Genomic DNA, 24,770 nt, shown 5'->3' with positions numbered 1-24,770 from the left:
GCCCCCCCCCCCCCCCCCCCCCCCCCCCCCCCCCCCCCCCCCCCCCCCCCCCCCGCGGCGGGGGGGCGCCCCCCCCCCCCCCCCCCCCCCCCCCCCGGCGGGAGTGATCCCGCTTGTTGCTGTTTGACGCCTCACGGCTTTAGTTCTCCCCGCCAGGATTATGTTCCCGGTCGATGCGAGGACCTTAGCGCGGGCCTTTCCGAAATCGCTTAAAAAGGCTGGTTAATCCAACCTCACCGCCGCGCATGATTGACAAGACCTTGGCGCGCATGATTGACGAGACGTTGCGCGCAAGGTGCGAATCTGAGCTTTTGGTGGGCTGAAAATGCTTGAAGTCCGCGCGATCAGGGCACATCTGTGGGTTCCGGTCCCGCAGCCCGCCCCAACAGGATTTCGTTTGTGAACCCTTCACCAAGCTCGACGCTTTCACCCAAGGATTCATCCACAGCCAGCCGCAACCTGTTCGACCAGTCTGCGCTCTCCGATCTCGCGCAGCGGCTGGTGGAGGCTGCCAGGCGCGCCGGCGCGGATGCGGCCGATGCGGTCGCCGTGCGTGGCGTCTCGCAAGGCGTCGAGGTCCGCGACGGCCGGGTCGAGGAATCCGAGCGTTCCGAGGGCGATGATGTCGGCTTGCGCGTGCTGGTCGGCCGGCGCCAGGCGGTGGTCTCCACCAACGACGCCAGCGGCGATGCCGTGACCAAGCTTGCCGAGCGAGCGGTTGCGATGGCGCGTGTTGCGCCCGACGACAAATATGTCGGCCTTGCCGATCCCGCATTGCTCGCGCGCGACTTCCCCGATCTCGATCTGCTCGACCCTGACGTGCCCGCCACCTCGGAACTCGAGCGCCGCGCGCTCGAAGCCGAGGCTGCGGCGCTCGGAGTGAAGGGCGTGACCAAATCCGGCGGCGCCTCGGCCTCTGCCGGAATGGGCGGCATGGTGCTCGTCACCAGCACCGGCTTCCACGGCTCTTACATGCGTTCCAGCCAGGGCATCTCCGCCACCGCCATTGTCGGCGACGGCACCGGCATGGAGCGGGACTACGATTTCACCTCGGCGCCGCATGGTGCCGATCTGCTGTCGCCCGAGATCGTCGGCCGTTCCGCGGGCGAGCGCACTGTGGCGCGCGCCAATCCGCGCAAGGTCGAGACCTGCAAAGTGCCTGTGGTGTTCGATCCGCGCGTCGCGGGCTCGCTGGTCGGTCACGTCGTCGGCGCCATCAACGGCGCTTCGATTGCGCGCAAGACCAGCTTCCTGAAGGACAAGCTCGGCCAGCAGCTGTTCGCCAAGAACATCCGCATCATCGACGATCCCCTGCGCAAACGCGGCCTGCGCTCGCAGACGTTCGACGCTGAAGGTGTCGCCGTGAAGAAGATCGCGCTGATCGACGAAGGCGTGCTGACGACCTGGCTGCTCGATTGCGCCACCGCGCGTGAGCTCGGTCTCACCACCACCGGCCATGCCCATCGCGGCGTCTCCTCCTCGCCGTCGCCCGGGCCGTATAATCTGCATCTTGAACCCGGCACGCCGACGCCGGCCGAACTGATCTCCGACATCAAGCAGGGTTTCTACGTTACCGATTTGATCGGCTCGGGCGTCAACGGCGTGACTGGCGACTACAGCCGCGGCGCCTCCGGCTTCTGGATCGAGAACGGCGAACTCACTTATCCCGTGAGCGAGGTGACGATCGCCGGCCATCTGTTCGAGATCTTCAAGTCGATGCAGCCGGCGAACAATCTCGAGTTCCGCTACGGCGTCAATGCGCCGACGGTGCGCATCGAGGGTTTGACGCTTGGCGGACGTTGACGCGAACGCAACAGGCGAAGCCATCCTGACGCGCGACGCGGCGCTGCTGCAAGACACGGTGCGGGAGGCGGGCGCACTCGCGCAGTCGATGTTCCGCACCGAGCTGAAGAAGTGGACCAAGGGCGCGTCCTCGCCGGTCTCGGAAGCCGACATCGCCGTCAACGATCTCCTGGAAGCGCGCCTGCGCGCGGCGACGCCCGACTATGGCTGGCTGTCGGAGGAGAGCGCCGACGATGAGGTGCGGCTGTCGCGGCGGATGACCTGGATCGTCGATCCCATCGACGGCACCCGCAACTACCTCAACGGCCACGACGAATGGTGCGTCAGCGTCGCGCTGGTTGAGGACGCCTCGCCGGTGCTGGCCGCGGTGTTCGCGCCGACCAGCGATGAGTTCTTCTTCGCCGCCCGCGGCCAGGGCACGACCCTCAACGATGTGCCGGTGCGGGCGACGGCTGGGTCCGAGCTCGACTTCTCGCGTGTCGCGGGTCCGAAGCCCCTGGTCGAGCGCCTGAAGCCGTCACTGGGCGAGATCAAGCTGCATCCGCGAATCGGTTCGCTCGCGCTGCGGCTGTGCCGGGTCTCCCATGGCGCGCTGGATGCGGCTTTTGCGGGCGGCAACAGTCATGATTGGGACCTTGCGGCGGCGGATTTGATCGTGCAGGAAGCCGATGGTAGGATGAGCGATCTCTCCGGAGATCCCATCCTCTATAACCGCCGGCAAGTCACGCATGGGGTGCTGGTGGCAGCGGGTCGCGATCGTCATGCGAACATTGTCTCGCATTTTCGAGACCGCCCCTTGCCGTGAAGCGCTTTCTCGTGCTTGTCGAACACTGCTTTGCCGGGCAGCCCGTTAGGAACAGAACCGATGCCAGATAGTGCCCCGCAACAACTGCTCCACCTCGTCGTCGGCGGCGAGCTCGTCGATCTCGAGCACAACACCTTCAAGAACCTCGACGACGTCGAGATCGTCGGCCTCTATCCGAACTATGCGACCGCGCACGCCGCCTGGCGTGCCAAGGCGCAGAGCACGGTCGACAACGCGCAGATGCGCTATTTCATCGTCCATCTCCACCGGCTGCTCGACCCGAATCAAGAACCGGCGCGTTGAAAAAGCTGCTTCGCAATACGCTGAGGAGCAGCTTCGTTCAGCGTGCCGTCGGAATCCTGGCGGCGGAATACCTGCGTCTGGTCTGGCGGACGAACAAATTCACGTTCGATCCGCCCGACGTCTATGAGCGCGTCGAGCCGCAAATTCCGGCGATCTTCGCGTTTTGGCACGGCCAGCATTTCCTCACCCCCTTCATCAAGAACAAGGACTGGTACAAGGCGAGGGTCCTGATCTCCCGTCACCGCGACGGCGAGTTCAACGCGATTGCCGCCGAGCGGCTTGGCATCGGCACCATCCGCGGGTCCGGCGACCATGGCGGCGCGTTTCACCGCAAGGGCGGGGTCGGTGCCTTCAAGGAAATGGTGCGGACGCTCCAGGACGGTTGTAATGTCGCGCTGACCGCCGACGTCCCCAAGCGCTCGCGCGTGGCCGGGCTCGGCATCATCATGCTGGCACGGGAATCGGGGCGGCCGATCATGCCTTTTGCGATGGCGACCAGCCGCTTCGTCCGGCTCAAGAACTGGGACCGCACCACCATCAACCTGCCGTTCGGGCGGGGCGCGTTGGTGGGCATCAAGGAAATCCACGTTCCGCCGGATGCGAACGCCGCCACCATGGAAGCGCTGCGGCTCGAGCTGGAGGAGACCTTGAACGAGGCGACCCGCCAAGCCTATGCACAGCTCGGCCGGCCGGGACCTGCAGATGCCTAAATCGCTGCCCGGCTCGCTGCCGTTGACGCTGCGGATGTACCGGCGCCTGGCGCGTGGCCTGGTGCCGCTCGCGCCTGTGCTGATCAAGCGGCGCCTGAAGCAGGGCAAGGAAGATCCCGCGCGGGTCAGCGAACGGCGGGGCCTGTCCCGGGACGTGCGGCCGCACGGTCCGCTGGTCTGGATTCACGGCGCCAGCGTCGGCGAGGTCCTCGCCGCGGCGGCGCTGATCGAGCGCTTGCGCGATCTGAACCTGCGCATTCTGCTCACCTCGGGCACTGTCACGTCGGCTGCTATTGTGGCAAAGCGTTTTCCGCCCGACGTGATCCATCAATACGTGCCGTATGATTCCCCGCGTTATGTCGCGCGCTTCCTCGACCATTGGAAGCCGTCGCTGGCGCTGTTCATCGAATCCGATCTGTGGCCGAACCTGATCCTGGCCGGCGCCGCGCGCCGCGTGCCGATGGTGCTGATCAACGGGCGGATGTCGCCGCGCTCGTTCCCGCGCTGGCGCCGGATGCAAGGCACCATCTCGGCGCTGCTGTCGCGGTTCGACATTTGTCTGGCGCAGTCGAAGACCGATGCCGAGCGCTTCTCGACGCTCGGCGGCCGCGACGTCGTCACCACGGGCAATCTCAAGCTCGACGTGCCGGCGCCGCCGGCCGACCCCGCCAAGCTCGAACGGCTGATGGCGATGACGCGCGGGCGTCCGATCATCGTCGCGGCCTCGACCCATCCGGGCGAGGAGGAGATGCTGGTGGCGGCGCATCGCAGCCTCACCGGTTTCTTCCCGCAGCTCCTGACCGTGATCGTGCCGCGCCATCCGGATCGCGGCTCCTCGATCACAGGCCTGATCACGGCGTCCGGCCTGAAGCCAGCCCTGCGCTCGCGCGACGAGCTGCCGACGGCGACCACCGACGTTTATGTCGCCGACACCATGGGCGAACTCGGCCTGTTCTATCGCCTCTCGGACATCGTGTTCATGGGCGGATCGCTGATCCATCATGGCGGCCAGAATCCGATCGAAGCGATCAAGCTCGGCGCGGCCATCGTCCATGGTCCGCACGTCTTCAATTTCGCCGACGTCTACGAGGCGCTCGATCACAGCGGCGGCGCGCGCCAGGCCGACACGCAGGAACTACTGATCAAGCAGCTCGGCAAGCTGCTCGCCGATCCTGCCGTGCGAAAGAACGTCCAGCAGTCGGGCGCCGGCGTGGTCGAGGATCTCGGCGGCGCGCTCAACCGCACCATGACCGCGCTCGAGCCTTATCTCTTGCAGTTGCGGATCGAGATGGGGGCCGCCAATGCGTGAGCCGGCCTTCTGGTACCGGCCACGTTCCCTCGAATCGTACGCATTGGGGCCGCTGGGTGCGCTCTACGGCGCGATCACGGAACGGCGGATGCTGCGCGAGGGCGTCGACGCCGGCATCCCCGTGATCTGCGTCGGCAACTATCATGTCGGCGGCGCCGGCAAGACGCCGACCGTGCTGGCGCTGACGAAGCTCCTGCGCGAGCTCGGCGAGACGCCGGTGGTGCTCAGCCGCGGCTATGGCGGCAGCCTCAAGGGCCCGGTGATGGTCGACAGCATGCGTCACACCGCGTCCGACGTCGGCGACGAGCCGCTGATGATGGCGCGCGACGTCCCTGTCACGGTCGCGCGCGACCGTCTCGACGGCGTCGTGCTGGCGAAGTCGCAAGGCGCCACCGTGATTTTGATGGACGACGGTTTCCAGAACCCGCGTCTTCTCAAGGACGCCTCGCTGATCGTGATCGACAGCGAGCGCGGCCTCGGCAATGGCAAGGTGTTTCCGGCCGGTCCCCTGCGTGCGCCGCTGAAGGCGCAGCTTGCGCGCACCGACGCGCTGGTCCTGATCGGCGGCGGCCGCGCCGCCGACGCTGTCGCCGCCGAGCTTGCCAGGCGCAACAAGCCGGAGCTGCGCGCGCGGCTGAAACCCGACGCCGGGTCGGTCGCTAGACTGTTGGGCAAGCCGGTGTTCGCGTTCGCCGGCATCGGCGATCCCGAACGGTTCTTCCGCAGCTTGCGCGCTGGCGGTATCGAAGTCGCACGCACGCGCGCCTTCGCCGATCATCACATGTTTTCGAACGACGAGATCGCAACTCTCGCCGCGGAGGCGCAGCGCGAGCAGCAAACACTGGTGACGACGGAAAAGGATCTCGCGCGTCTGCACGGCCGCGAAGGCGTGCCGGACGGCATCGTGCCGTTCGCCGTCCAGCTCGAGTTCGACGACCCGGCTACGCTCCGGCAACTGATCAGCGATCATCTCTACAAGGCGCGCGAGCGAAGATTCGGCAGGCGATAATGTCGGACGGCGGGCGAACCGCGCTCGTTGTGGACGCACGGTGTGACGAAAAGCATTTCATGCGCGGGTGCGATATGTGGCAACCGAGGTGACATGTCGCGGCTGACGAATTCTCTTCCGCACGTTCGGGAGTTGATGTAGCGTTTCATGAGAGCCGTCACCGGGACGTGCCGAACTCCCGGAAATCATCGACGGCGTTTATGCCCACGGCGGGCAGTACCTTCATCATTTCAGATGCAGCGGCCGTAACGACGAGTTCGGAACGGCAGGGAAAGTCATTGCCAAAAACCCAGAGGAGAACATGCCATGCATTTTTGCCTCACCGGACAATACACACCACGCGCTCTCAATGCCATTTTGGAGAACCCCAAGACCGATCGTCAGGAGGCGGCAAGAAAACTTATCGAAGCGGCCGGCGGAAAGCTGATTTCGATGTTCAGCGTTGCGGCCGACGGCCCAGGCGTTTTGGTGATTTTCGATGTGCCTGATCCGGGTGCGGCTCCGGCCATTTCCGGCCTGACCGTCACGGCGGGCACCCTGCAGAACGTGAAACTGACGCGGCTGTTCACGCAGGACGAGATCAAGCAGGTCCGCCAGAACGCGGCGAAGCTGCGCTCTTCGTATACCCCGCCCGGAAGCTGACATCCGGATCTGAAGCGAAGCCGCCGCAGTCCGAAACGGCGGCAACGCTCACCTCACAGCAGGAATAATGTTTGCAAGCCGAGGCGAAGGCCTTCCAGCCTCCGTTGACGAACCATGCTGTACGCTGCGTGCTGCGTCCGCGCCGTCGTCCGACCGGACGTGCTTGCCAGCGACCTCGGCAACGGCCTGCGATTGCGGTTCAGCAGTCAATCATGCTCACCACGCCCCAACGGCCATCAATCCGATAATGGTCAGGCACGAGGCGCAGGCTACCATGGCGGTATAGTACTCGGGTGTATTCATTGCTGCCTCCCAAACTGTTGCCAACTGCTTGGTCACTGCTACGCGGGAGAGATCGCCGGTCTCGGGCCGCTTCAATTCGGCGCGCGGCGACCGGTCTTGCGCTGTGTGTCCGTCCTCTCATCGTCACCCTGATCCGGATGATGATGCGCTTCGAGAGCTTCAAAGCGTTCAGCTGCGATCAGAAGCTGTTTCCGCATTTCAGCGAGGCGGGCGCGGCAATATTCACGATAGAGCAGGTCTAATATGGTGGGCATGATCACCCCCATCGTTGATTTTCGATTTACAAATAATCCACCGCGAATTTTCGAGGTGATCGTAGCCCGACAGATGGCTCTTCGATATGAGCCCGTTCACAGACTGCGCCAATTCCAGAGCTCAGTGGCCGTTTGGTTGACTTGATTGTCTGTGCGATAAAAAGAGCAGGGCCAATTACCTAAGATGAAGCATAGCGGCGCTTTGTTTCACCAAGACTTCGTCAAACAACCTAAGAGCGCCAATCGCAACAAAGAATCCAACCACAACGCGAAATGGCTAACCACGGAGTGCAAGCACTCTTCGATGCAACGCGGATCGGCATAACGGAAATCGTCTCGGCTGTGCGAGCAGCATTTCTGGTGCGTGCGAACATGCCTCGTGAAAAAGCTGCACCGCTCGTGCTGTGCCGGCAGGGCAGCTGCGCTTTGCCCATCCGACAGCAGCCTGCCATTCACGCGTCGTTCATCGCAAAACTCCTAACCGTTTCAGACGACCAGGAGAGTTCGATGAAGTTGCCGTTCGCCGCCGTTGCCGCCAGCCTTGTGTGTCTGATCATTGCGCCGGTGTTTGCACAAACGACTCCGCCGGCTCCTCAAACCACCACCGTGCCGGTGCCCGCGACCAAGCGCGTCACCTGCCTCGCGACGACTCAGAACCTGAAGGGACAGGACAAGCGCGACCAGATGCAGCTCTGCATGGCGCAGGCGCGGCTGGATTGCCTCAAGCAGGCGATCGATCAGAAGATCGTCGGCGAGCCCAGGAAGAGTTTCATCAAAACCTGCGTGGGCGCGGATGGCGCGGATCAGCACTAGACGCGCGGCCGCGGCCTCACGCTTGCGGCTTGGGCGCGCCCGGGTAATGGCGCTCGAGCACGGCGGCGGGCGTGGCGTAGGCTTCCTGCAAATCCACGCTCCAGTATTTCAACTCGTCGAGCGGGATGCGCGTATCGGTGATCGCGCAGCGCACGAAGGTCCCCGGCGAGATCACACGGAAGTCGCCGTCGAGATATTGCACCTGCGCTTCGCCATGGCCCGAGGGGCCGAACTTGTTCAGCACGGTCGAAAGTCTCCGTGGAAGGCCGCTCCGGGGCATCTTGGAGGGCACGATGTGTTGGACGGGATGTAGCATAAATAGGGTGGCTTGTCCGCCCGGTAAACCCACCGGTTTGTGATGTTTTGGCGCCGTTTCCGCGTGATAGTGCTTGAGCGAAGGATCCAACGGCAAAGTTCGATGCGCCTTCCGTTAACCGCCCTGTTCCTGACGTTCCTGATCTCGGCCGCGCAAGCGTCGCCGGCGCCGCAGCCGGTCGAGATTCCGCTGGCGTCCGGCGTGCTGCATGCGCAGCTCTACAAGCCCGAGGGCGCGGGGCCGTTTCCGACCGTGATCGCGCTTCATGGCTGCGGCGGCCTCGGTGGCCATGCCGATTCGGTGCTGCCGCGCTATCGCGACTGGGCCGAGCGGCTGCTCAAATCCGGCAACGCCGTGCTGCTCCCTGACAGCTACGGCTCGCGTGAGCTCGGGCCGCAATGCCGCGTCAAGGACATCCACGTCAAGGCGCGGCGCGAACGCGTCACCGATATCGCGGCGTCGCGCGCCTGGTTGATGAAACAGAGCTGGGTTGCGCGCGACCGCGTCAGCCTGATGGGCTGGGCGAATGGCGCCAGCGCGCTGCTCTGGGCCGTGCGTCCGCAAAACCTTGCGCGCGAGGTCGGCCCGGATTTCCGCGCCGCCATCGCGTTCTATCCGGACTGCAGGATTTCCGCAGGCCTCGGCTGGAGCACACGGGTGCCGACGCTGGTGCTGATCGGTGGCAATGACGACGTCTCGTCGCCGCCGGCCTGCCGCCAGATGGTCGATGGTGCGCATGGCCGCAGCGCGCTCGCGCGCATCGTGGTCTATCCCGGCGCCTATCACGATTTCGACCGCGCCAACACGCCGCTGCACGCAGCTGCCGGCAGCACCGACGCTGCCACGCCCGAGCACGGCCATCTCGGCACCGATGCGGCAGCGCGCGCGGAATCGCAGAAGGAAGTTGCGGAGTGGCTGGCGCGGTGACCGCAGTGCCGTAGCCCGGATGAGCGTAGCGATATCCGGGTAGGTCCGTCCCGCATATCGCTGCGCTCGTGCGGGCTACATGTGCCGAGCGGGGCCGCCCTTGGGAACAACAGCGGACAGCCCCGCATCGACCACCGCCCTGCACGGAAAATGGCCGACCGTGACTCTACGGATCCCGCGCCGTGTGGGTTTCAGCCCGTGCCGACGCCATCATTCGACCACGATGTCGATTAAACGCAGTCCCATGCGCAACCGCTTCGTCCTGTTCTCCTCCGCCCTGATCGTTTTCACCGTCGCGGTCTTCCTGTTCGAAGCCCATCTGTTCGAAGCCCATGCCGGCGCGCCACAACTCGCGCCGGAACATTGCGGTTTCTGGACCACGATCGACGCGGGCTTGTCCTGCCGCTGAGACGCGCAGTCTTGTAGCCCGGATGAGCGTAGCGATATCCAAGGCCGCTGGTCCCGCATGTCGCTACGCTCATGCGGGCTACGACAGCGAGCACAACGACGGACGTGTGAGGCGCTCTCTCTCCCAGCGTCGTCCTGGCGAAAGCCAGGACCCATTACCCCAGGGAGTAGTTTGGCGAAGACTGGTCGTTCGGGACTGACACCACGCGTACCCGATAGACCTCGCGGTATGGGTCCTGGCTTTCGCCAGGACGACGGCAAGTGTGTGGCACGCGCGTCCTACATACTCTGTCGAGGGTGGCGCGACGCGCTCGCGCTCTAAAACAAATTCCCCTGATCCACCGGCTTGCCCACGCGCTTTGGCGCTGGCTTCGCCTCCTGCGCCGCCGCCTTGGCTTGCGCCGGCGCGCGTTTTGCCGTCGGTGCTGCACGATCCGCATCCGCGGTCGCACCCACACGCCCATCCGCAAACTCGATCTCAACCCGTGCGCCGGGACCGACGCTGTCTGCCGAATGCAGGGGATGGCCGGCCCCGTCGCGCACCAGCGCAAAGCCGCGCGCGAGCACGCCGCGATAAGACAGCGCGGAGAGCAGCTTGCCGCTGTTCTCGACGCGGGCATCCAGCCGCTGCAACAGCGTCACCAGCGCGCGGCCCGCGCGCTCGGCAAGGCGATGCGTGCGCTCGCGCTGGCGCGCAATCGCGTTGCGCTGCGCCTGCGCATTCGAGAGCTTTGAGGCACGCAACCGCACCTCCAGCCCGGCGAAGCGGTCGCGCCGCCGCCGCAGCAGCGAGCGCGTGGACAGTCCGAGTCGCTCGCCGCACACCGTGAGGCGATGATCGGCCTGCGCGATCTGGCCATGCAGCACCCGCAGCGTCAGCTTGGCGCCTGCGGCGGTGAACCTGCGGAAATGCGCATGCGTGTTGGCCTTGAGGCAGCGGGGCAGGGACGCACCCGCCGAATCCAGCCGCTGCCGCGGGATCGCCAGCAAATCGCCGGCGGCCGGCAGCGCGCGCGCGGCCGCACGCAGCTCGCTGCGACGGCTCTCCTGGCCGCGTTGCCAGCAGGACCGGGTGCGTCGCCCGAGATCGCCGACCTCGACAAAGAGATCGCTGCGCACCGGCACGGCCATCTCGGCGGCCGCCGTCGGCGTCGGCGCGCGCTTGTCGGCGACGAAATCGATCAGCGTGATGTCGGTCTCATGCCCCACCGCCGAGATCAGCGGGATCATGCTCTCGGCCGCGGCACGGACCACGATCTCTTCGTTGAACGACCACAGATCCTCCAGTGAGCCGCCGCCGCGCGCGACGATCAGCACGTCCGGGCGCGGAATCTTGCCGCCCTCCGGCAGCGCATTGAAGCCGCGGATCGCGGCCGCGACCTGCTCGGCCGAGCCTTCGCCCTGAACTTTCACCGGCCACACCAGCACGTGGCGGGGAAAGCGGTCCTCCAGCCGATGCAGGATGTCGCGGATCACGGCGCCGGTCGGCGACGTCACCACGCCGATCACCTCCGGCAGCCACGGCAGAAGCTGTTTGCGCGCCTCGTCGAATAGGCCTTCGGCGGCGAGCTTCCGCTTGCGCTCCTCCATCAGCGCCATCAGCGCGCCGATGCCGGCCGGCTCCAGCGCCTCGATCACGATCTGGTATTTCGAGGAGCCCGGATAGGTCGTGAGCTTGCCGGTGGCGATGACCTCGAGCCCCTCCTGGGGCTTGAAGCGCATGCGGCCGTGCACGCCCTTCCAGATCACCGCCTCGATCTTGGCGCTCTCGTCCTTGAGCGCGAAATAGCAATGGCCGGAGGAATGCGCGCCGCGGAAGCCGGAGATCTCGCCGCGGACCCGGACATGGCCGTAGGTGTCCTCAACCGTCCGTTTCAGGGACTGCGAGAGCTCGGAAACGGTGAATTCGGGTGTGTTGAGCAGGGGTTCCGCTGAAGGCATCGGCAAACGATTCGGCATTTGGGGATCAGACCCGACGTTAAGGATTTTTGCGGCGCCGCGCCAATCCGGGGATTGACCAAGAGAGTACTCTGTCATATAGAGTTCTCTATAGTTGATCGGTTTGAGGGGAGTGGATCATGGCAGTTCGATTGCTGCGCGGCGTGTTGAACGGACTGAAATGGGCCCTGTGTGCGGTCGGCGGCGTGGCGCTGATCCTGGCCGCCATGATCGCAACGCCGCTGGAGCGGCCGCCGGAGATGCGATCGGTCTCCGACTCCGCCAAGGGCATCGATTGGTCCACCCTCCCGCCCCTAGAGCGCTTCCAGGCCCGCGACGGCACCTGGATCGGTTTCCGCCACTACGCTGCCAACGGCCCCGCGACCGGCCGCGGCGCGATCTTCATCCATGGCTCGTCCGGCTCCAGCGGCACCGTCAATCATGCCCTGACCCATGCCATCGCCTCGCGCGGAGTGGAGACCTGGGCGCTCGACATCCGCGGCCATGGCGGCTCCGGCACGCGCGGCGACATCGGCTATGTCGGCCAGCTCGAGGACGACCTCGTCGATTTTGTCGCCGAGGTGCGCAAGACCGCGCCGGAGCTGCCGCTCACCTTGATCGGCCATTCCGCCGGCGCCGGCTTCTCGCTGCGCATCGCGGCGACACCGATCATGCAGGACATGTTCGTGCGCACCGTGCTGCTCGCGCCATATCTCGGCTATGACGCCCCGACCAATAAGCCGCATGCCGGCGGCTGGGCCAATGTCGACCTGCCGCGCTTCTTCGCGCTCGCCACGCTGCGCAAGCTCGGCATCGACTGCTGTTCGCAGCTTCCGGTGCTCGCGCTCGCCGTGCCCGCGACTTCGGCAAAGTACCTCGTCTCCACCTATTCCGATCGCCTGACGCGCAATTTCGCGACGCGCGGCTATCGCATCGATCTTCCGGCGACGACACGCCCCGTAACGATCTTCGGCGGCGCCGAGGACGAGATGATGATCTCGGACAAATATGCGGAAGTCGTGCAGGCCATCAAACCGTCGGTCGATGTCAAGATCATCGACGGCATCAACCATATGGGCATCGTCACCAACCCGAAGGCGATTTCGGTCATCGCCGACGATGTGGCGACGCGCGGGGCAAGGCAGTCATGATCGACAGCAAGGAAGCGTCCGCGGCGCTGGCCGATATCGACGACATCGTCCAGCGCGTGAAGCAATCGCAGCTCTATGAGCTGGCGAGCTTTGCTGCCGTCTGGTGGGGCCTCTTGGTGTTCGCGGCCAATCTCGTGACCTGGCTTTGGCCGGTCTATGCGGTCTACGCCTGGGTCGCCGCGGACACTTTGGGCGCCGGCGGTCTGGTGGAGCTGCGCATTTTCAATCCGCCGCATCACTCCCATGGCGCCGCTTTCAACGTCAGACTGCTTCTGGTGTTCGTGCTGTTCTTCGCCTTCGGTTATCTCTGCACCAACGTGATCGGTCACTTCGGCCCGCGCCAGCTCGGCACGTTCTGGCCGCTCTACTTCATGCTGTTCTATACGCTGGCCGGTCTCTGGTTCGGCTATGCCTTCATGGCGATCGGTGTCGGCATCTCCGCGCTGACGCTGATCGGCTACTTCTACATCGGCGAGGCGTTCCCGCTCTGGATGGCCTTCGTCAATGGCGGAGGCCTGATCCTCGGCGGCCTCTGGATGCGGCGGATCTGATGGCCGAGCTCGACGACATCATCCACCAGCCGTTGCGGCTGAAGATCATGGCGGCACTGAACGCGCTGCCGGCCGCGACAGGATTGGAGTTTTCCCGGCTGAAGAAGCTCACCGGCGCGACGGACGGCAATCTCGGCGCGCATATCGAGACGCTGGCCAAGGCGGGCTACGTATCGGTGGAAAAAGCCTTCGTCGGCAAGAAGCCGCAGACCACGGTCATCGCCACCGCGGCAGGCCGCGGCGCGTTCGCGCGGCATGTCGCGACGTTGCAGGAGATCATTGCGGGGAAGCAGGTCTGATCTTCCAATAGGTCTGATCTTCCGAAGCTGGCGCGCTCGTTGTTCGCTTGCCACCAGGCCCACATCGCTATGCTGCGCATACGTCACCGGGTTGTACGGGATGCGAAGAGACTTAGTTGCGAGCCGGCGCCGGAGTCGACGAGTATTCTTCCGCTGGTCCGACCTTAAACAGAAGCAGAAAGATCAGAACGTGACTGACAAGTAGCAAGGGGACGTAAAGTGCGGGCACGTAAATCCCTGCGCCCATCAGACCGGGATCTCTGAGTTGTGTCACTCCCATGTAGTATGCGTTCAGGAGGTCGATCGTGCCCCAGACATTGAAGACCCAAACAGCTGGAATGGCGATCGACCAGCGCCGGGAGAGTGCCGCCATCGAGCCAAGGGCCAAGGCCGCGGCGATGAAATCGCCCCATCCGACCTGACGGGCGAAATCCGGATTCAATTCCGGCGACACAAATCCAGTCACCAGGAAATTCATCCCAAAGAATCTGAAGGCATGAAAGGCCGCAATCAATCGCAAAGCCTCAAATCGCGGCAGGCTACGCAGCCATGGCCAGACATAGATGTAACCGATCGCTGAACTTGTCAGGAAGGCGCCGACGACGCTCAGAACAAATGGCAGGTTGATGGCGGGCATTTCTCTGCCTCCTCGCTATTGCGGGCGTTCCGGGCTGGCCAGAAGCAACCGAAGGGGCAGCAACGGACCGACCGCGATGTACTCGTGATCGACGAGGCCTTGCCGGGCCAGCGGCAGATCATCCATGATCGCGTGCGCTTCCGCGACATCCCTGGTGTCGAGCAAGAAGACAGCACCGCGGCCATCGGCACGCGAGAACCATTCCCGGATTTTCCCGCCGACGTAGAGCTGCACGGTCTGTCGGACTTCGGCCGGCATTACAGCCATGACCTGTTCGCGTGTGACGTTGCTCTTGGCCGTCAGGATAACCATCACTCCAGTTGTTACGGGCGATAGGTTTTGTGTTTGGGCAATGGATGCTTCAGTCATGGCAAGGGCTCCTATGAGGATGAAGGTGAGGGCGGCGTTCCGGACTTGCGTCATCGTTTTCAGGCTCCGACTCTGGCGCGATAGGCAACCAAGTCACCCGCCGGCGTGGCGTCTCGCTCTGCAACTGAACTTAAGAAAGCTTTCGTCGGTCCACTATCCGCTATAAAGTGGACAAGCCATGAAGCAGAACTTCACAATGAAGCAGGGCACGATCGATGGTGTGGAGGCATTCCTCAGCGTTGCCCGGCACCGCAGCTTTCGAAAGGCGGCCGCAGAGCTGGGCATCACCCCATCGGCGATGAGCCAGGCGGTGCGCGCGCTCGAGGCGCGCATGGGCGTTGCCCTGTTCGTTCGCACAACGCGCAGTGTCGGCCTCACTCAAGCTGGCGAGCAATTCCTGTCCCGCGCCAGACCAGCCTTTGAAGAGCTCATCGCGGCCGGAGCTGCCGTGCGCGAACTCGGGCAACGTCCCGTCGGGCTTTTGCGGCTCGCCGTTCCCAGAGCGGTCGTTCCGCTGATCCTGCAGCCGGTCATCCTCTCGTTCTGCAAGGCTTATCCCGAGATCGAAGTGGAGATCGCTGCCAGCGAGGAGCGAGTAGATCTCGCCGCCGGAGGATTTGACGCCGGCATCCGGATGGGTCAGTTCATCGACGCCGACATGATTGTGGTCAGGCTTTCCCAGCCCTTCCCGTTCGTCGTTGTCGGGAGTCCCGATTATCTGCGCGCACGGACACGACCGAAGCTTATCGACGACCTGCGTGGCCATGCCTGCCTGCGTCTGCGCCGGCCGAACGGATCAGTCGTGCCGTGGTCGTTTCTCGACGGCAACAGAACGATCGAGGCAGTCGTCTCGGGTCCGCTTGTCGCGCACGATTATCCGACGCTGATCGAAGCGGCAGTGGAGGGTTTGGGACTTGCGCAGGTGCCTGGCCCACCTGTTAAGGCTCATATCTCGGAGGGCCGATTGCAGGCGGTGTTGACGCGCTTTGGCACGACAACGCCCGGCCTTTTTCTCTATTATCCGAGCAAGCGCCAAATCTTGCCGAAACTGCGCGCTTTCATTGACCATCACGCCAAGTCTCGGCGCCGTTGACGCCTGCACTCACTGGGCCGCCCCGGTGTGGCGGTCAGCGCCCGCGGAAGGCAGGAGCACGCTTTTCCCCAAGCGCCCGGAAATATTCCTGGTGATCGTCGCTCTGAGCCAATCGAGCCAGTTCAGGAAACAGCGCCGCGTACGCGGCTTCCTGACCTTCGCTCAGCGCGCGATGGGCCGAGGCGATTGTCGCTCGAATTCCAAGCGGAGCCGCGGCCGATATCTTGCGAGCGACTGCGATCGCCCGATCAAGTTGCTTTCCGGGCGGCGTCACGTATTGAACCAATCCCATTCGGTAGGCCTCATCGGCGCTCCATTCGTCGCCTGTCAGCATGTAGCGCATCGCATTCGCCCAACCCGCCTCCCGGACGAACGTGATCGGTGCACCCCCAGCAGGGAAGTGTCCGCGGGTGACCTCTGGTTGGGCGAACACGGTATCGCTCGCTGCAACGCGGACATCTGCCGCCAGGAAAAGCTCATGGCCTGCACCCTGGCATTTGCCCTGGACGGCGACGACGAGTGGCTTCTGCCTGCGAGGAGGTATCGTGCCGACGGGATTGATGAACTCAGACATTTCCGGGAACTTGCCCGTGCGCAAGACTGGCGCCCAGCTGTCAGGATCGAGCACACCGCCAACGAAGTCGGAGCCTTGGGAGTAGAGGACTGCGACGCGCAGCGCGTCATCGTGGTCGAGCATATACATCAGGCGACCCAAGCCAATGACGCTTGATAGGTCGACACCGTCGGTCTCCTGCCGAATGCCGATCAGCAGAATTGAGCCGTCCACGCGTTCCACTCTGACATTGCTTGGCATTGTGCCCGAACCCGTTGGAGCAGAGGCAACCGGGGATTGGACCTGCGCAGAACTCGGGCCCCCAAGCAGAACCGTGGCGCCTGCACTTGCAGCTAGAAACGCTCGGCGATGTATTCCGCCCGCGTTCTGCTCAGAAAGCCGTCGAGAAGGCGGCGAATAAACTTCTTTCTGGTGGAGTTCATCGCGCTTTGCGGGGATGTCGTTCATCTCAGTGTCTCCTGTGAGAGCTTTGAAATTGCTGAGGAGAGATAGGACGCATGCTCGACAGGGGCTATCCAGGATAAAACTCACAGGGCGTGAAGGAGAACTTCACAGTCAAATGATATGGCGAGCGACATTCATTCCTGCGATGTCAAGCCATGAGATGACTCGCCTCGCCCCGAATTCGCGCCGCTGAAGAAGCTCACCGGCGCCAACGACGGCAATCTCGGCGCGCATATCGAGACGCTGGCCAAGGCGGGCTACGTGTCGGTGGAGAAGGCCTTCGTCGGCTGGAAGCCGCAGACGACCGTCACCGCCACCGCCGCCGGCCGCGTCGCTTTCGCGCGGCATGTTGCGACATTGCAGGAGATCATCGCGGGGAAGCAGAGCTAGGACGTGTGCTCATAAACGTCGGCTTACTAACGCAAAGCGGAAGTCTCCCACCACGGGCGTGATCGACGGCTTGTGTGAAGGGTTTCGGATGCCGGCCGCATGATTGACGGCGCGGCACATTCGGGCGGCCGGCGTCCGAAAGCCTCCAAGGGAGGAAACCGCGCATGGTGGGCAGGACTGGTGCGGCAGGCTCTATGGGGATTTGGGCGCTGCAGGCGAGCTGGGTGATGGAGTTTGAGGCGATGCAGCGAGCTGCGTGACGGTGGCGCGGTCGGTGATTGGGCGGTGGGCGTTGTCGAACGCGATCAATGCTCGACGGGTGGGCGACGACCGATGAGCGTTCGGGTGCGCTCTGCCGTGGCCGGTCGATGAGCGGCGGGCATGACGAGCAGGTTTGCGGAATGGCCGATGCGCGGTCATGAGGTGTCGATCCTGATGGCGCTGATTGGCGCGGTCGATTGACGGTGCGGCATTGCACCTCGCTCAAAAACCTCGATGACGATCATGCGGCCGCCGCAGCATGGACACGGCGGCTTGCCGCTGTCGACGATGGTCTCGGTCGGTTCATCCTCACGATCGCTGACGGCGAGCAGTTCGCGCGCGCGTGCGACATTGTCGGCGCAGACGCCCCGTGCCAGCAGGCCGTAATGGCGGATGCGGTGAAGGCCTTTTGGCAGCACGTGGATGAGGAAGCGGCGGATGAACTCGTCTGTCGCAAGCGTCATCCGCTTTTGACGGTCACGGCTCTCGACGCGGTAATCCTTCCATCTGAAGGTGACGCTGTGCCGGTCGAAGGCGATCAGGCGGCTGTTGGCGATGGCCACGCGGTGGGTATAGCGCGACAGATAGGCCAGCACGGCGTCGGGACCGCCGAACGGACGCTTGGCGTAGACGACCCAATCCGTCTTGCGCGACTCTGCGAGCAAAGCGGCGAATGACTGCGCCGCGGCGAGATGAGCGTCGTTGCCGAAGAAGCTCAGGCGCCCGGCCTGGTGGAGGGCGGCGAGGCGCTCCAGGAACAGCCGCCGGAACAGGCGTGAGAGCACGCGCACCGGCAGGAAGAACCCCGGCCGGCAGGACACCCAGCGCTGTCCGTCGGGCGAGATGCCGCCGCCCGGCACGATCATGTGCACATGCGGGTGGTGGGTCATGGCCGAGCCCCAGGTGTGCAGCACGGACGTGATGCCGATCCTGGCGCCCAGATGCTTCGGGTCTGCGGCGATCGTCAGCATCGTCTCGGCCGAGACCTTGAACAGCAGATCGTAGATGGCAGCCCTGTTGTGGTAGGCGATGTCGGCCATCCGAGCCGGCAGCGTGAACACGACGTGATAATATGGCACCGGCAGCAGCTCGGCTTGGCGGTCGGCGAGCCACTGCTTCGCCGCGGCGCCCTGGCACTTCGGGCAGTGCCGGTTGCGGCAGGAATTGTAGGCGATGGACGTGTAGGCGCAGTCCTCGCAGCGGGCGACATGGCCGCCGAGGGCTGCCGTGCGGCAGCTCTCGATCGCCGACATCACCTTCAACTGGTCGAGGCTGACATGGCCGGCATGGGCCTGACGCCATGCCGGACCATGGCCGCGGAAGATATCCGCAACCTCCAGAGCCGGACGAGACACGCCGGCCCCGCGTCAGCCGGGCGGCCGGGCCTCCTTCAGCTTGATCGCGATGTGCTCCAGCGGGCTCATGACCTCGCTGATCGTCTTGGTGGCGACCCGGGTGTAGAGCGCCGTGGTGTCGAGCTTGGCGTGACCGAGCAGCACCTGGATGACGCGGACATCGATGTTCTGCTCCAAGAGGTGGGTGGCGAAGCTGTGCCGCAAGGTGTGCAGCGAGACGCGCTTGTTGATCTCCGCCATCTGCGCGGCGGCGTGACAGGCGCGATTGAGCTGGCGCGTGGTCATCGGCTGCGCCGGATCGCGGCCCGGGAATAGCCAGCCCTGCGGTCGCGCCACCTTCCACCAGGCGCGTAGCAGCTCAAGCAGGCTGGGCGACAGCATGACGTTGCGGTCCTTGCCGCCTTTGCCCTGTTCGACGCGGATGATCATCCGCTTGCTGTCGATGTCGGAGACCTTGAGCGAGACCACCTCGGCGGCGCGCAGACCGGCGCCATAGGCCGCGCTCAACGCCGCCTTGTACTTGAGCCCCGGTGCGGCATCGAGCAGCCGCGCCACCTCCTCGACGCTCAGCACCACCGGCAGCTTGCGCGGCTCGTGAATGACGTGGGTGTGCTCGACGATCTCGTGGCGCTTGAGCGTGACCCGGAAGAAGAACCGCAATGTCGAGACGGTCTGGTTGATGGTCGGCACGCCAACGCCGCTCGATGCCAGATGCAGCTGGTAGCGCCGTACGTCTTCAAAACTCGCCGTATCGGGTGATCGCCCGAGGAACGCAGCGAAGTTCTTGACCCTTTGCACGTAGTCATGTTGGGTCTTCGGCGCGAACTTGCGGATCGTCATGTCTTCGATCATGCGCCGGCGCAGCGGGCTCACTGCCTCGTCGGTCATGGGGATGCTCCTGTCTTGGGTGAAGGTTGCGAACCCCTCATCTCAAGACAGGACGCCTCGTTGCGCTATCCTCTCAGCCGTGCTGCCGGCCGTCGCGCCCTACCGCGCGAGCGGTTTAGTCCGTTGACCCGTTGCGGACCTGCGCCGGCCTGCTACCTAATGGCAGCTTCTGACCGAAGGCGGTCATCGCATGGTCTCTACTTCTCCGCCCGCGAAACGGCTCTGGATTCACCCCTCGCTCCGCCGGACGAGACGATGGCGCTTTCCCGGAACGGCGCACGGGTAGGTTGGGGCGCCGACAATTCCTGGCAATACATCCGATCGATCTTGCGCTGCATAAGCGCATAGCAGTCGCATGCGACCCTCTCGAGCCGCGCCCGATCGATCTCAACAAATCCGCGCCGGTCGGAGGGGACGGCTCCGGCCTCGCGTAGCTTGCTCATCGTCAGAGTCACTGTCGTCCGCCGCACCCCAAGCAATTGCGCAAGCGCCTCCTGCGTCACCGGGAGGAGGTCATCGGGAACGCGGTCGTGAAGCTGCAGAAGCCACCGCGCCATGCGGCCATCCACCCGGTGCAGCGCGTTGCAAGCGGCTACGTGCTGGAGTTGCAATAACACCGCGCGGGCGTGGAGCTGAACAACATTCCTGATGGCCGCGCTTTGCGCATAGGCATCCCGAAATTTGGCGGCGGAAATCAATGATGCTGTGCCCGCCATGCGTGCAATCGCGGTCACGGATGAAAGCGATGGGCCGAGTACGGAGAAAGAGGCCAAAGCGCCTTCCCGTCCCATCAAGGTGGTTGCGACCGTTTGCCCGTCCGGCATATCGAGCATGAAGGCGATTGCGCCGCTATGGGGAAAATAGACCGGGTCCATCTCGTCGCCCGAGCGCACCAAAACGGCATCTGGCCCAAAGGAGACCTTCCGGAAGTGGGGCGTGAGCAAGCCGAGATCCGCCGGCGGCAGCGCCGCCAAAAGCCGATTCCCGATGCCGGTACGGTAGAGGGTCACGATGCTTTCTCTTGTGAAAGAGCATCCATTGAACGCCGGTATCCATCTCTTTCATTCACTATGATTATCCGAATACGAGTTGCGCGAAACGCAACTATCCAAACAGAGCCATTGGTCGAGATCAAGCACGGACATTTGCGGAGACACTGCCGGCGTCTCGCCGCGCAAGCAGGATCTTGCATACATCATACTATTCACGCCCGTTGTGCGACTCGGCGAGCGAGGCCTGCGGGATGATCGAGCGATGATGGTTCCGGAAGCGCCCGCTCTTGGCTTCCTAACTGACGTCTTCAGCTCGTAGGATGGGTTGAGCCCTTGCGAAACCCAATCGCTTCTCTATCCCCGTTCTCCGAAATCGCGGCCGTCATGCGACTGATCGCCGGCCCAATCGGCCGGGTAATTGCCGAGCTTTATGTGGCGATGAAACGAGGAGGGCGCCCAGTCACGGACTCTGTCGACGAGCCCGTGCTTGACCGGATTGATATGTACATGCCGCGCGACATCGGCTTCGTCGCGAATGGTATGCTCCCAATATCTGCGTTGCCAGATGCCCCGTTCACCTCTAGCCGCGCGGCTTGGGCATATTCTCTCGTTGCGCGCCAGACCGCGCGAAAAGGTGGATTTGATCAACTGCCAGCGCATTGCAAAAATCGGCATCACCTTCTGGCAACGTCCACACCGTGTGAAGGTGATCGGGCAGCACCACGATGGCATCGGTCGTGAATGGATGGCGTCGGTGCGTTTCACGAAACGCCGTGCGCAACAACCCGATATGATCCGTCAGCAACGCTAGCTTCCGCTCCGCGAGGTTGACGGTGAAGAAGAAACACCCACCCCAAACGAAGTTGCGGCGGTACGAGGTCATGACGGGACGTTACCACGAAACAAGTGCGATGGGTTTCGCAAGGGCTCAACCCATTCTACGGGCTAAATGGTATCAACTGCGCTGGCTTTGGAAATTAGTGCACTGTCTGGCTTGCAGGCAGTTCCGGCCTCCGTAGACTGCCGTTTCGATCGATTCTTGGGCACCCCATGACCTTCAACGCGCAAGTCTTCCGGGTATTCATCGCCTCCCCATCCGATCTGACCGAGGAACGCGACGCCGCGACCGAGGTAATAAATAACTGGAACGCCCAGCACGCCGCTGCAGAAGGCGTCGTCCTGTTACCGGTTCGGTGGGAAACCCACGCGCGGCCGCAAAGCCGAACCCGACCCCAACAGGCCATCAACGACCAGCTTGTATCCAAGTGCGATATCTTGTTCGGGATGTTCTGGACGCGCGTCGGGACCAGCACTGGCGTTGCCGAATCCGGGACCATCGAGGAGTTCGATCAGTTCGTCGCGGCCTCAAAGCCGGCTCTTCTCTACTTCTCCCGGCGGCCCATTGACCCCGCCCGGATTGACGCAAAGCAACATGCGAAGCTCAAGGCGTTCAAGAAGCAGACCCTGTCCAGTGCGCTGGTCGGCGAGTTCGCCACAATACAATCCCTGAGGGACCAACTCCTCCGAAACCTCACGGACCAGGTGCGTGAGCTCAAGGTCGATAAGCCGAAGCGCGACCGGCTTGAACAGCAGCGACGAATGACGGAATTGTTCAAGCTCCACAAAGACGAGAACATCAGCCCAGAAGAGTTCGCGAAGTTCAGTGAGCAGATGCTCGGGGCAAAACGTTCGAAAGCCCAAACATCAGATCCTATCAAGCCCGGTGAGACCGGGCCGAACGGCCACCCCATCATTTACCTGAAGAACGGCGACAAGGTTGAAGTGCTGCCCAACGACGAAGACCCCGATGGCGAGCCGTGGCACATGATCTTGCGTCGGAACGACAAAGACCTATTGGCCGCGCGCGAAGAGTTTTGGGAAAAGGTCTGGTGGAATCGGCACATGATCTGGCTGGAGAGGCTGGCCAGCGGAGAAGAGAAACTTAAGGAAGCTCAAAAGACGATTTTCGCGACCGCCAGGAAAGCAGCACGACGTATCGAGCGCAAGTACGGCAAAAAGAACCTCGGTTGGGATACGTTCGACTGGGGCATGGTGAACGGGAAGCTATCGGCGCTTAACTGGGTGCTGGGAGACGAGTGGGATTTCCTAGATACCTGACAATCAAAGCCCCCCGAAATAGGTATAGCCCGGTGACAGCTCGAAGGCACCACTTCGTCTCTCAGTGCTACCTGAAGAATTTTGCCGGGCCGCATAAAAAGGTGCCGCAGATACGGGTGTACGACCGCGTCAGCAAGTCTGCATTCCGTACAGGGATCGACAACGTCGGTGCAGAGCGCGACTTCAACCGGTTTGAGGCCGAAGGTGAGCCGCCCGATGCTTTCGAGAACTCGATGGCCGGGTTTGAAGGCGAGCTAGCCGGCGCACTGGGGCGAATCATCGCCACGCGTTCGCTCTCAAACGACGACGACCGGGCCTACCTGTTGAACTTCATCGGGCTGCAAGCGCTCCGTAGTCCACGCCTACGCGAGATGATGCGGTCGGCCCTTGAGCAGACAGCGAAGATTACGATGGACCTCATCCTCTCGTCGCGAGAGTCGTACGAACGCCACGTGAAGACAACGCGCGCGGCCGGCTCGGTTTTGCCTGAAGTCGGCTACGAGGAAATGAAGAAGTTCTTCAAGTCTGAGCAGTACCGTGTTGAGGCTAACCGTGAGGCTCAGATTGAGCGCGAGATGCAAGTATTTGAGAGCACCTTGCCGTTACTCTTCCGTAGAGGATGGCGTTTGCTTCGTGCGCCGGGCGATTCGGGTGGATTCATCACATCAGATCACCCATTCACTTTGATGTGGTCGGACCCGAAGATGCGCGGTGGTTTCTACGGCCCTGGCCTTGCTTTACCGAACACGGAGATTGTCTTTCCAATTTCTCCCGCCCTCGCTGTTATCGGTGCTTTTGAAGTTGAGAACGGGGAGCAGGATGTCAACGAGGTGGCTGTCGCCTCATTGAACGGAGCTACCATTGCCTATGCCGAGCGCCAAGTTTACGCGCTCGACAGGAACTTCAAATACTCTATGCAGTACCACGAGCCGCTTCGCACTGAAGCGGACCTGATGACTGACACTCGTTTCCTGTATCGCCGGGCTGAATCGAAGAGCGAGCCACAGGAATGATCGTGCCAACGAGCCACGCCAAAGGAATCGCTGAAATTCTAAAACGGGTCTATTTGCTTTTGCAGTTGCTGTTACAAATCCTTCCAACGTTCGTTGCGGCGTTCAGCATCGGCAATGTTCGTCGTTCCGCCGAAAGCGGAGATAGATTCCAGAGCGTGGTCGATCGTTCTGCGCATGGCGCGGCCCGATGGATCCGGCTCGCGGCTTCGGGATTGCGGACAGTGCACTAATCGGTGTCAACTGATGAATTACGGTGACAGTGCACTAAATAGTATCAGCTGCACCGACTTTGGAAATCAGTGCACTCTCGCCTTAACACCTAAATGCCGGTTCCGCGGCTTTGCTTGTAAACCCGGCGCTCGCTTCGGGCTCTCAGCGACACCCGAAGGTGCATGTGACATTGACGTTCACCTCCTGCGGTGGCGGGTTGATGCTCTGGAGGGACCGGCTCATTTCCATCAGTCCCTCGGAGACCCTCCGGGAGCGCTCTGCCTTCTGCTGATCCTCTACGGCAGCTTGCTGACGATAGTAGAGAAGGTTCTTACGACACTGGGTGTAGGCCTCAGTGCCCTTGCCCGCCGACAACTGCCTGCAAGAAGCATCGTCTTGAGCTTCCATCTTAGCCGCTCTGACGCCGGCATCTTCGGTGCTCACGCAACCGGAGAGCATGACAAGTCCCACGGCCAACACAACAATGCGCATTTCAGATGATTCCCCAACCCCACTATCCTCGCTGACGATTAGTTGGCGAAGTACACTGCTGGCAAGTCGAGATAGGGGTTCCTCCTCAAGGAACGCTTTCGCTGTGAATGAGTGCGCCGACGTCCTCCACCAGCCATGCAAGATGGAATCGGTGGGAGTTCCGACGTGTGCGTGGTGCCCTCGTTGCGGCCTCGTAACGGATTGATCTAAGGTTCGTTGCGGCGTTCAGCTCGGCAATTCGTCATTCCGCCGAGAGCGGAAATAGCTTCCGGACCGTCGCCAACCGATCTGCGCATGGCCCGGCCCGATGGATTCCGGGCTCGCGCGCAGGTGGGCGCGCTTCTGAACGACGGGGAGTTCGCGGCAACACCCCCTTGAGCCCCACCCCGATTC

General features: G+C 63.2%; 27 protein-coding genes and 2 pseudogenes. 18 read left to right on the top strand and 11 right to left on the bottom strand.

Translation table 11 applies throughout. The features are described 5' to 3' along the window. The first annotated feature begins 399 nt into the window (after positions 1 to 399). The 7 genes from AC0L3K_RS22305 (at position 400) to AC0L3K_RS22275 (ending at position 6,581) form a co-directional block, all read left to right on the top strand. Positions 400 to 1,803, top strand: coding sequence for a TldD/PmbA family protein (locus AC0L3K_RS22305; RefSeq protein WP_473366914.1), 1,404 nt, complete (start codon positions 400 to 402; stop codon positions 1,801 to 1,803). Next, positions 1,790 to 2,608, top strand: a complete 819-nt coding sequence (locus AC0L3K_RS22300) for an inositol monophosphatase family protein (protein ID WP_473366913.1) — start codon at positions 1,790 to 1,792, stop codon at positions 2,606 to 2,608. Before AC0L3K_RS22305 ends, AC0L3K_RS22300 begins: the two co-directional genes overlap by 14 nt. A 60-nt stretch (positions 2,609 to 2,668) precedes the next feature. Then, positions 2,669 to 2,911, top strand: a complete 243-nt coding sequence (locus tag AC0L3K_RS22295) for a DUF4170 domain-containing protein (RefSeq protein ID WP_007596929.1) — start codon at positions 2,669 to 2,671, stop codon at positions 2,909 to 2,911. After that, the gene (locus AC0L3K_RS22290; RefSeq protein WP_219685580.1) at positions 2,908 to 3,621 is read left to right on the top strand and encodes a lysophospholipid acyltransferase family protein; all 714 of its coding nucleotides are present in this window, start codon (positions 2,908 to 2,910) and stop codon (positions 3,619 to 3,621) included. The genes AC0L3K_RS22295 and AC0L3K_RS22290 overlap by 4 nt, the downstream gene beginning before the upstream one ends. Beyond that, entirely contained in the window at positions 3,584 to 4,930 is a 1,347-nt protein-coding gene (locus tag AC0L3K_RS22285) for a 3-deoxy-D-manno-octulosonic acid transferase (protein ID WP_473366912.1), read from the top strand. Before AC0L3K_RS22290 ends, AC0L3K_RS22285 begins: the two co-directional genes overlap by 38 nt. Further along, positions 4,923 to 5,939, top strand: coding sequence for a tetraacyldisaccharide 4'-kinase (gene lpxK, locus AC0L3K_RS22280; RefSeq protein WP_473366911.1), 1,017 nt, complete (start codon positions 4,923 to 4,925; stop codon positions 5,937 to 5,939). The genes AC0L3K_RS22285 and lpxK overlap by 8 nt, the downstream gene beginning before the upstream one ends. Before the next feature lie 306 nt (positions 5,940 to 6,245). Then, positions 6,246 to 6,581, top strand: coding sequence for a GYD domain-containing protein (locus AC0L3K_RS22275; RefSeq protein ID WP_007596925.1), 336 nt, complete (start codon positions 6,246 to 6,248; stop codon positions 6,579 to 6,581). A gap of 374 nt (positions 6,582 to 6,955) precedes the next feature. Here AC0L3K_RS22275 and AC0L3K_RS22270 read toward each other — a convergent pair whose 3' ends face one another. Further along, a complete protein-coding gene (locus AC0L3K_RS22270) occupies positions 6,956 to 7,150 on the bottom strand; it encodes a hypothetical protein (RefSeq protein WP_083869876.1) in 195 nt (64 codons plus the stop codon). A 276-nt stretch (positions 7,151 to 7,426) separates the two neighbouring features. Between AC0L3K_RS22270 and AC0L3K_RS22265 the strand changes: the two genes are divergently transcribed. Next, complete coding sequence (locus AC0L3K_RS22265) at positions 7,427 to 7,951, top strand: hypothetical protein (RefSeq protein ID WP_473366910.1); 525 nt, start codon at positions 7,427 to 7,429, stop codon at positions 7,949 to 7,951. Positions 7,952 to 7,967: 16 nt separating this feature from the next. On the opposite strand, the gene AC0L3K_RS22260 is transcribed toward AC0L3K_RS22265, so the two are convergent. Next, positions 7,968 to 8,195 carry a DUF2093 domain-containing protein gene (locus tag AC0L3K_RS22260; protein WP_007596922.1) on the bottom strand — a complete coding sequence of 76 codons (228 nt, stop codon included), beginning with the start codon at positions 8,193 to 8,195 and terminating at the stop codon, positions 7,968 to 7,970. A gap of 174 nt (positions 8,196 to 8,369) precedes the next feature. Between AC0L3K_RS22260 and AC0L3K_RS22255 the strand changes: the two genes are divergently transcribed. Continuing rightward, positions 8,370 to 9,194 carry a dienelactone hydrolase family protein gene (locus AC0L3K_RS22255; protein WP_473366909.1) on the top strand — a complete coding sequence of 275 codons (825 nt, stop codon included), beginning with the start codon at positions 8,370 to 8,372 and terminating at the stop codon, positions 9,192 to 9,194. 244 nt (positions 9,195 to 9,438) lie between these two features. After that, on the top strand, positions 9,439 to 9,603 hold the full coding sequence (locus AC0L3K_RS22250) for a hypothetical protein (protein ID WP_007596920.1): 165 nt from the start codon (positions 9,439 to 9,441) through the stop codon (positions 9,601 to 9,603). Between the two features lie 317 nt (positions 9,604 to 9,920). On the opposite strand, the gene xseA is transcribed toward AC0L3K_RS22250, so the two are convergent. Further along, positions 9,921 to 11,543 (bottom strand): exodeoxyribonuclease VII large subunit, encoded by a 1,623-nt coding sequence (gene xseA / locus AC0L3K_RS22245; protein WP_473366908.1) that lies wholly within the window; start codon positions 11,541 to 11,543, stop codon positions 9,921 to 9,923. 137 nt (positions 11,544 to 11,680) lie between these two features. Between xseA and AC0L3K_RS22240 the strand changes: the two genes are divergently transcribed. The 3 genes from AC0L3K_RS22240 to AC0L3K_RS22230 are packed head-to-tail and all read left to right on the top strand — an operon-like array spanning position 11,681 to position 13,541. Further along, a complete protein-coding gene (locus AC0L3K_RS22240) occupies positions 11,681 to 12,691 on the top strand; it encodes an alpha/beta hydrolase (RefSeq protein ID WP_473366907.1) in 1,011 nt (336 codons plus the stop codon). Beyond that, positions 12,688 to 13,242 (top strand): hypothetical protein, encoded by a 555-nt coding sequence (locus AC0L3K_RS22235; RefSeq protein WP_473366906.1) that lies wholly within the window; start codon positions 12,688 to 12,690, stop codon positions 13,240 to 13,242. The genes AC0L3K_RS22240 and AC0L3K_RS22235 overlap by 4 nt, the downstream gene beginning before the upstream one ends. Next, complete coding sequence (locus AC0L3K_RS22230) at positions 13,242 to 13,541, top strand: winged helix-turn-helix domain-containing protein (RefSeq protein WP_007596917.1); 300 nt, start codon at positions 13,242 to 13,244, stop codon at positions 13,539 to 13,541. Before AC0L3K_RS22235 ends, AC0L3K_RS22230 begins: the two co-directional genes overlap by 1 nt. A 112-nt stretch (positions 13,542 to 13,653) precedes the next feature. Here the strand turns inward: AC0L3K_RS22230 and AC0L3K_RS22225 are convergent, their stop codons facing one another. Continuing rightward, complete coding sequence (locus AC0L3K_RS22225) at positions 13,654 to 14,178, bottom strand: hypothetical protein (protein WP_007596916.1); 525 nt, start codon at positions 14,176 to 14,178, stop codon at positions 13,654 to 13,656. A 15-nt stretch (positions 14,179 to 14,193) separates the two neighbouring features. After that, entirely contained in the window at positions 14,194 to 14,547 is a 354-nt protein-coding gene (locus tag AC0L3K_RS22220; RefSeq protein ID WP_354128661.1) for a hypothetical protein, read from the bottom strand. Between the two features lie 178 nt (positions 14,548 to 14,725). Here AC0L3K_RS22220 and AC0L3K_RS22215 point away from each other — a divergent pair, with 178 nt between their 5' ends. Then, entirely contained in the window at positions 14,726 to 15,640 is a 915-nt protein-coding gene (locus AC0L3K_RS22215) for a LysR substrate-binding domain-containing protein (RefSeq protein WP_007596914.1), read from the top strand. Positions 15,641 to 15,674: 34 nt separating this feature from the next. On the opposite strand, the gene AC0L3K_RS22210 is transcribed toward AC0L3K_RS22215, so the two are convergent. Further along, positions 15,675 to 16,661: a crotonase/enoyl-CoA hydratase family protein gene (locus AC0L3K_RS22210; RefSeq protein ID WP_473366905.1), complete on the bottom strand. Its 987-nt coding sequence runs from the start codon at positions 16,659 to 16,661 to the stop codon at positions 15,675 to 15,677. Between the two features lie 174 nt (positions 16,662 to 16,835). On the opposite strand from AC0L3K_RS22210, the pseudogene AC0L3K_RS22205 reads away from it, so the two are divergent. Beyond that, positions 16,836 to 17,048: pseudogene (locus AC0L3K_RS22205) on the top strand (transcriptional regulator); the annotation flags it as partial. Between the two features lie 416 nt (positions 17,049 to 17,464). On the opposite strand, the gene AC0L3K_RS22200 reads toward AC0L3K_RS22205, so the two are convergent. The 4 genes and pseudogenes from AC0L3K_RS22200 to AC0L3K_RS22185 form a co-directional block, all read right to left on the bottom strand. Then, positions 17,465 to 18,664, bottom strand: a complete 1,200-nt coding sequence (locus tag AC0L3K_RS22200) for an IS91 family transposase (protein ID WP_473266887.1) — start codon at positions 18,662 to 18,664, stop codon at positions 17,465 to 17,467. Between the two features lie 12 nt (positions 18,665 to 18,676). Next, complete coding sequence (locus AC0L3K_RS22195; protein WP_473366904.1) at positions 18,677 to 19,552, bottom strand: tyrosine-type recombinase/integrase; 876 nt, start codon at positions 19,550 to 19,552, stop codon at positions 18,677 to 18,679. A gap of 197 nt (positions 19,553 to 19,749) precedes the next feature. Next, positions 19,750 to 20,562, bottom strand: a complete 813-nt coding sequence (locus tag AC0L3K_RS22190; protein WP_219685638.1) for a Crp/Fnr family transcriptional regulator — start codon at positions 20,560 to 20,562, stop codon at positions 19,750 to 19,752. A gap of 336 nt (positions 20,563 to 20,898) precedes the next feature. Next, a pseudogene (locus AC0L3K_RS22185) lies at positions 20,899 to 21,427 on the bottom strand (REP-associated tyrosine transposase). 167 nt (positions 21,428 to 21,594) lie between these two features. On the opposite strand from AC0L3K_RS22185, the gene AC0L3K_RS22180 reads away from it, so the two are divergent. The 3 genes from AC0L3K_RS22180 to AC0L3K_RS22170 are packed head-to-tail and all read left to right on the top strand — an operon-like array spanning position 21,595 to position 23,905. Then, positions 21,595 to 22,662: a DUF4062 domain-containing protein gene (locus AC0L3K_RS22180; RefSeq protein WP_473366903.1), complete on the top strand. Its 1,068-nt coding sequence runs from the start codon at positions 21,595 to 21,597 to the stop codon at positions 22,660 to 22,662. Between the two features lie 32 nt (positions 22,663 to 22,694). Next, entirely contained in the window at positions 22,695 to 23,675 is a 981-nt protein-coding gene (locus tag AC0L3K_RS22175) for a DUF4238 domain-containing protein (RefSeq protein ID WP_473366902.1), read from the top strand. Continuing rightward, positions 23,672 to 23,905 carry a hypothetical protein gene (locus AC0L3K_RS22170; RefSeq protein ID WP_473366901.1) on the top strand — a complete coding sequence of 78 codons (234 nt, stop codon included), beginning with the start codon at positions 23,672 to 23,674 and terminating at the stop codon, positions 23,903 to 23,905. The genes AC0L3K_RS22175 and AC0L3K_RS22170 overlap by 4 nt, the downstream gene beginning before the upstream one ends. 142 nt (positions 23,906 to 24,047) lie before the next feature. On the opposite strand, the gene AC0L3K_RS22165 is transcribed toward AC0L3K_RS22170, so the two are convergent. Then, positions 24,048 to 24,377, bottom strand: a complete 330-nt coding sequence (locus AC0L3K_RS22165) for a hypothetical protein (protein ID WP_473366900.1) — start codon at positions 24,375 to 24,377, stop codon at positions 24,048 to 24,050. Positions 24,378 to 24,770: the final 393 nt, after the last annotated feature.

It is taken from the genome of Bradyrhizobium sp. MI1.10 (assembly GCF_055811035.1).
The sequence above is the reverse complement of the archived record's forward strand: the minus strand, read 5'-3'. Positions and strand labels throughout refer to the sequence as shown.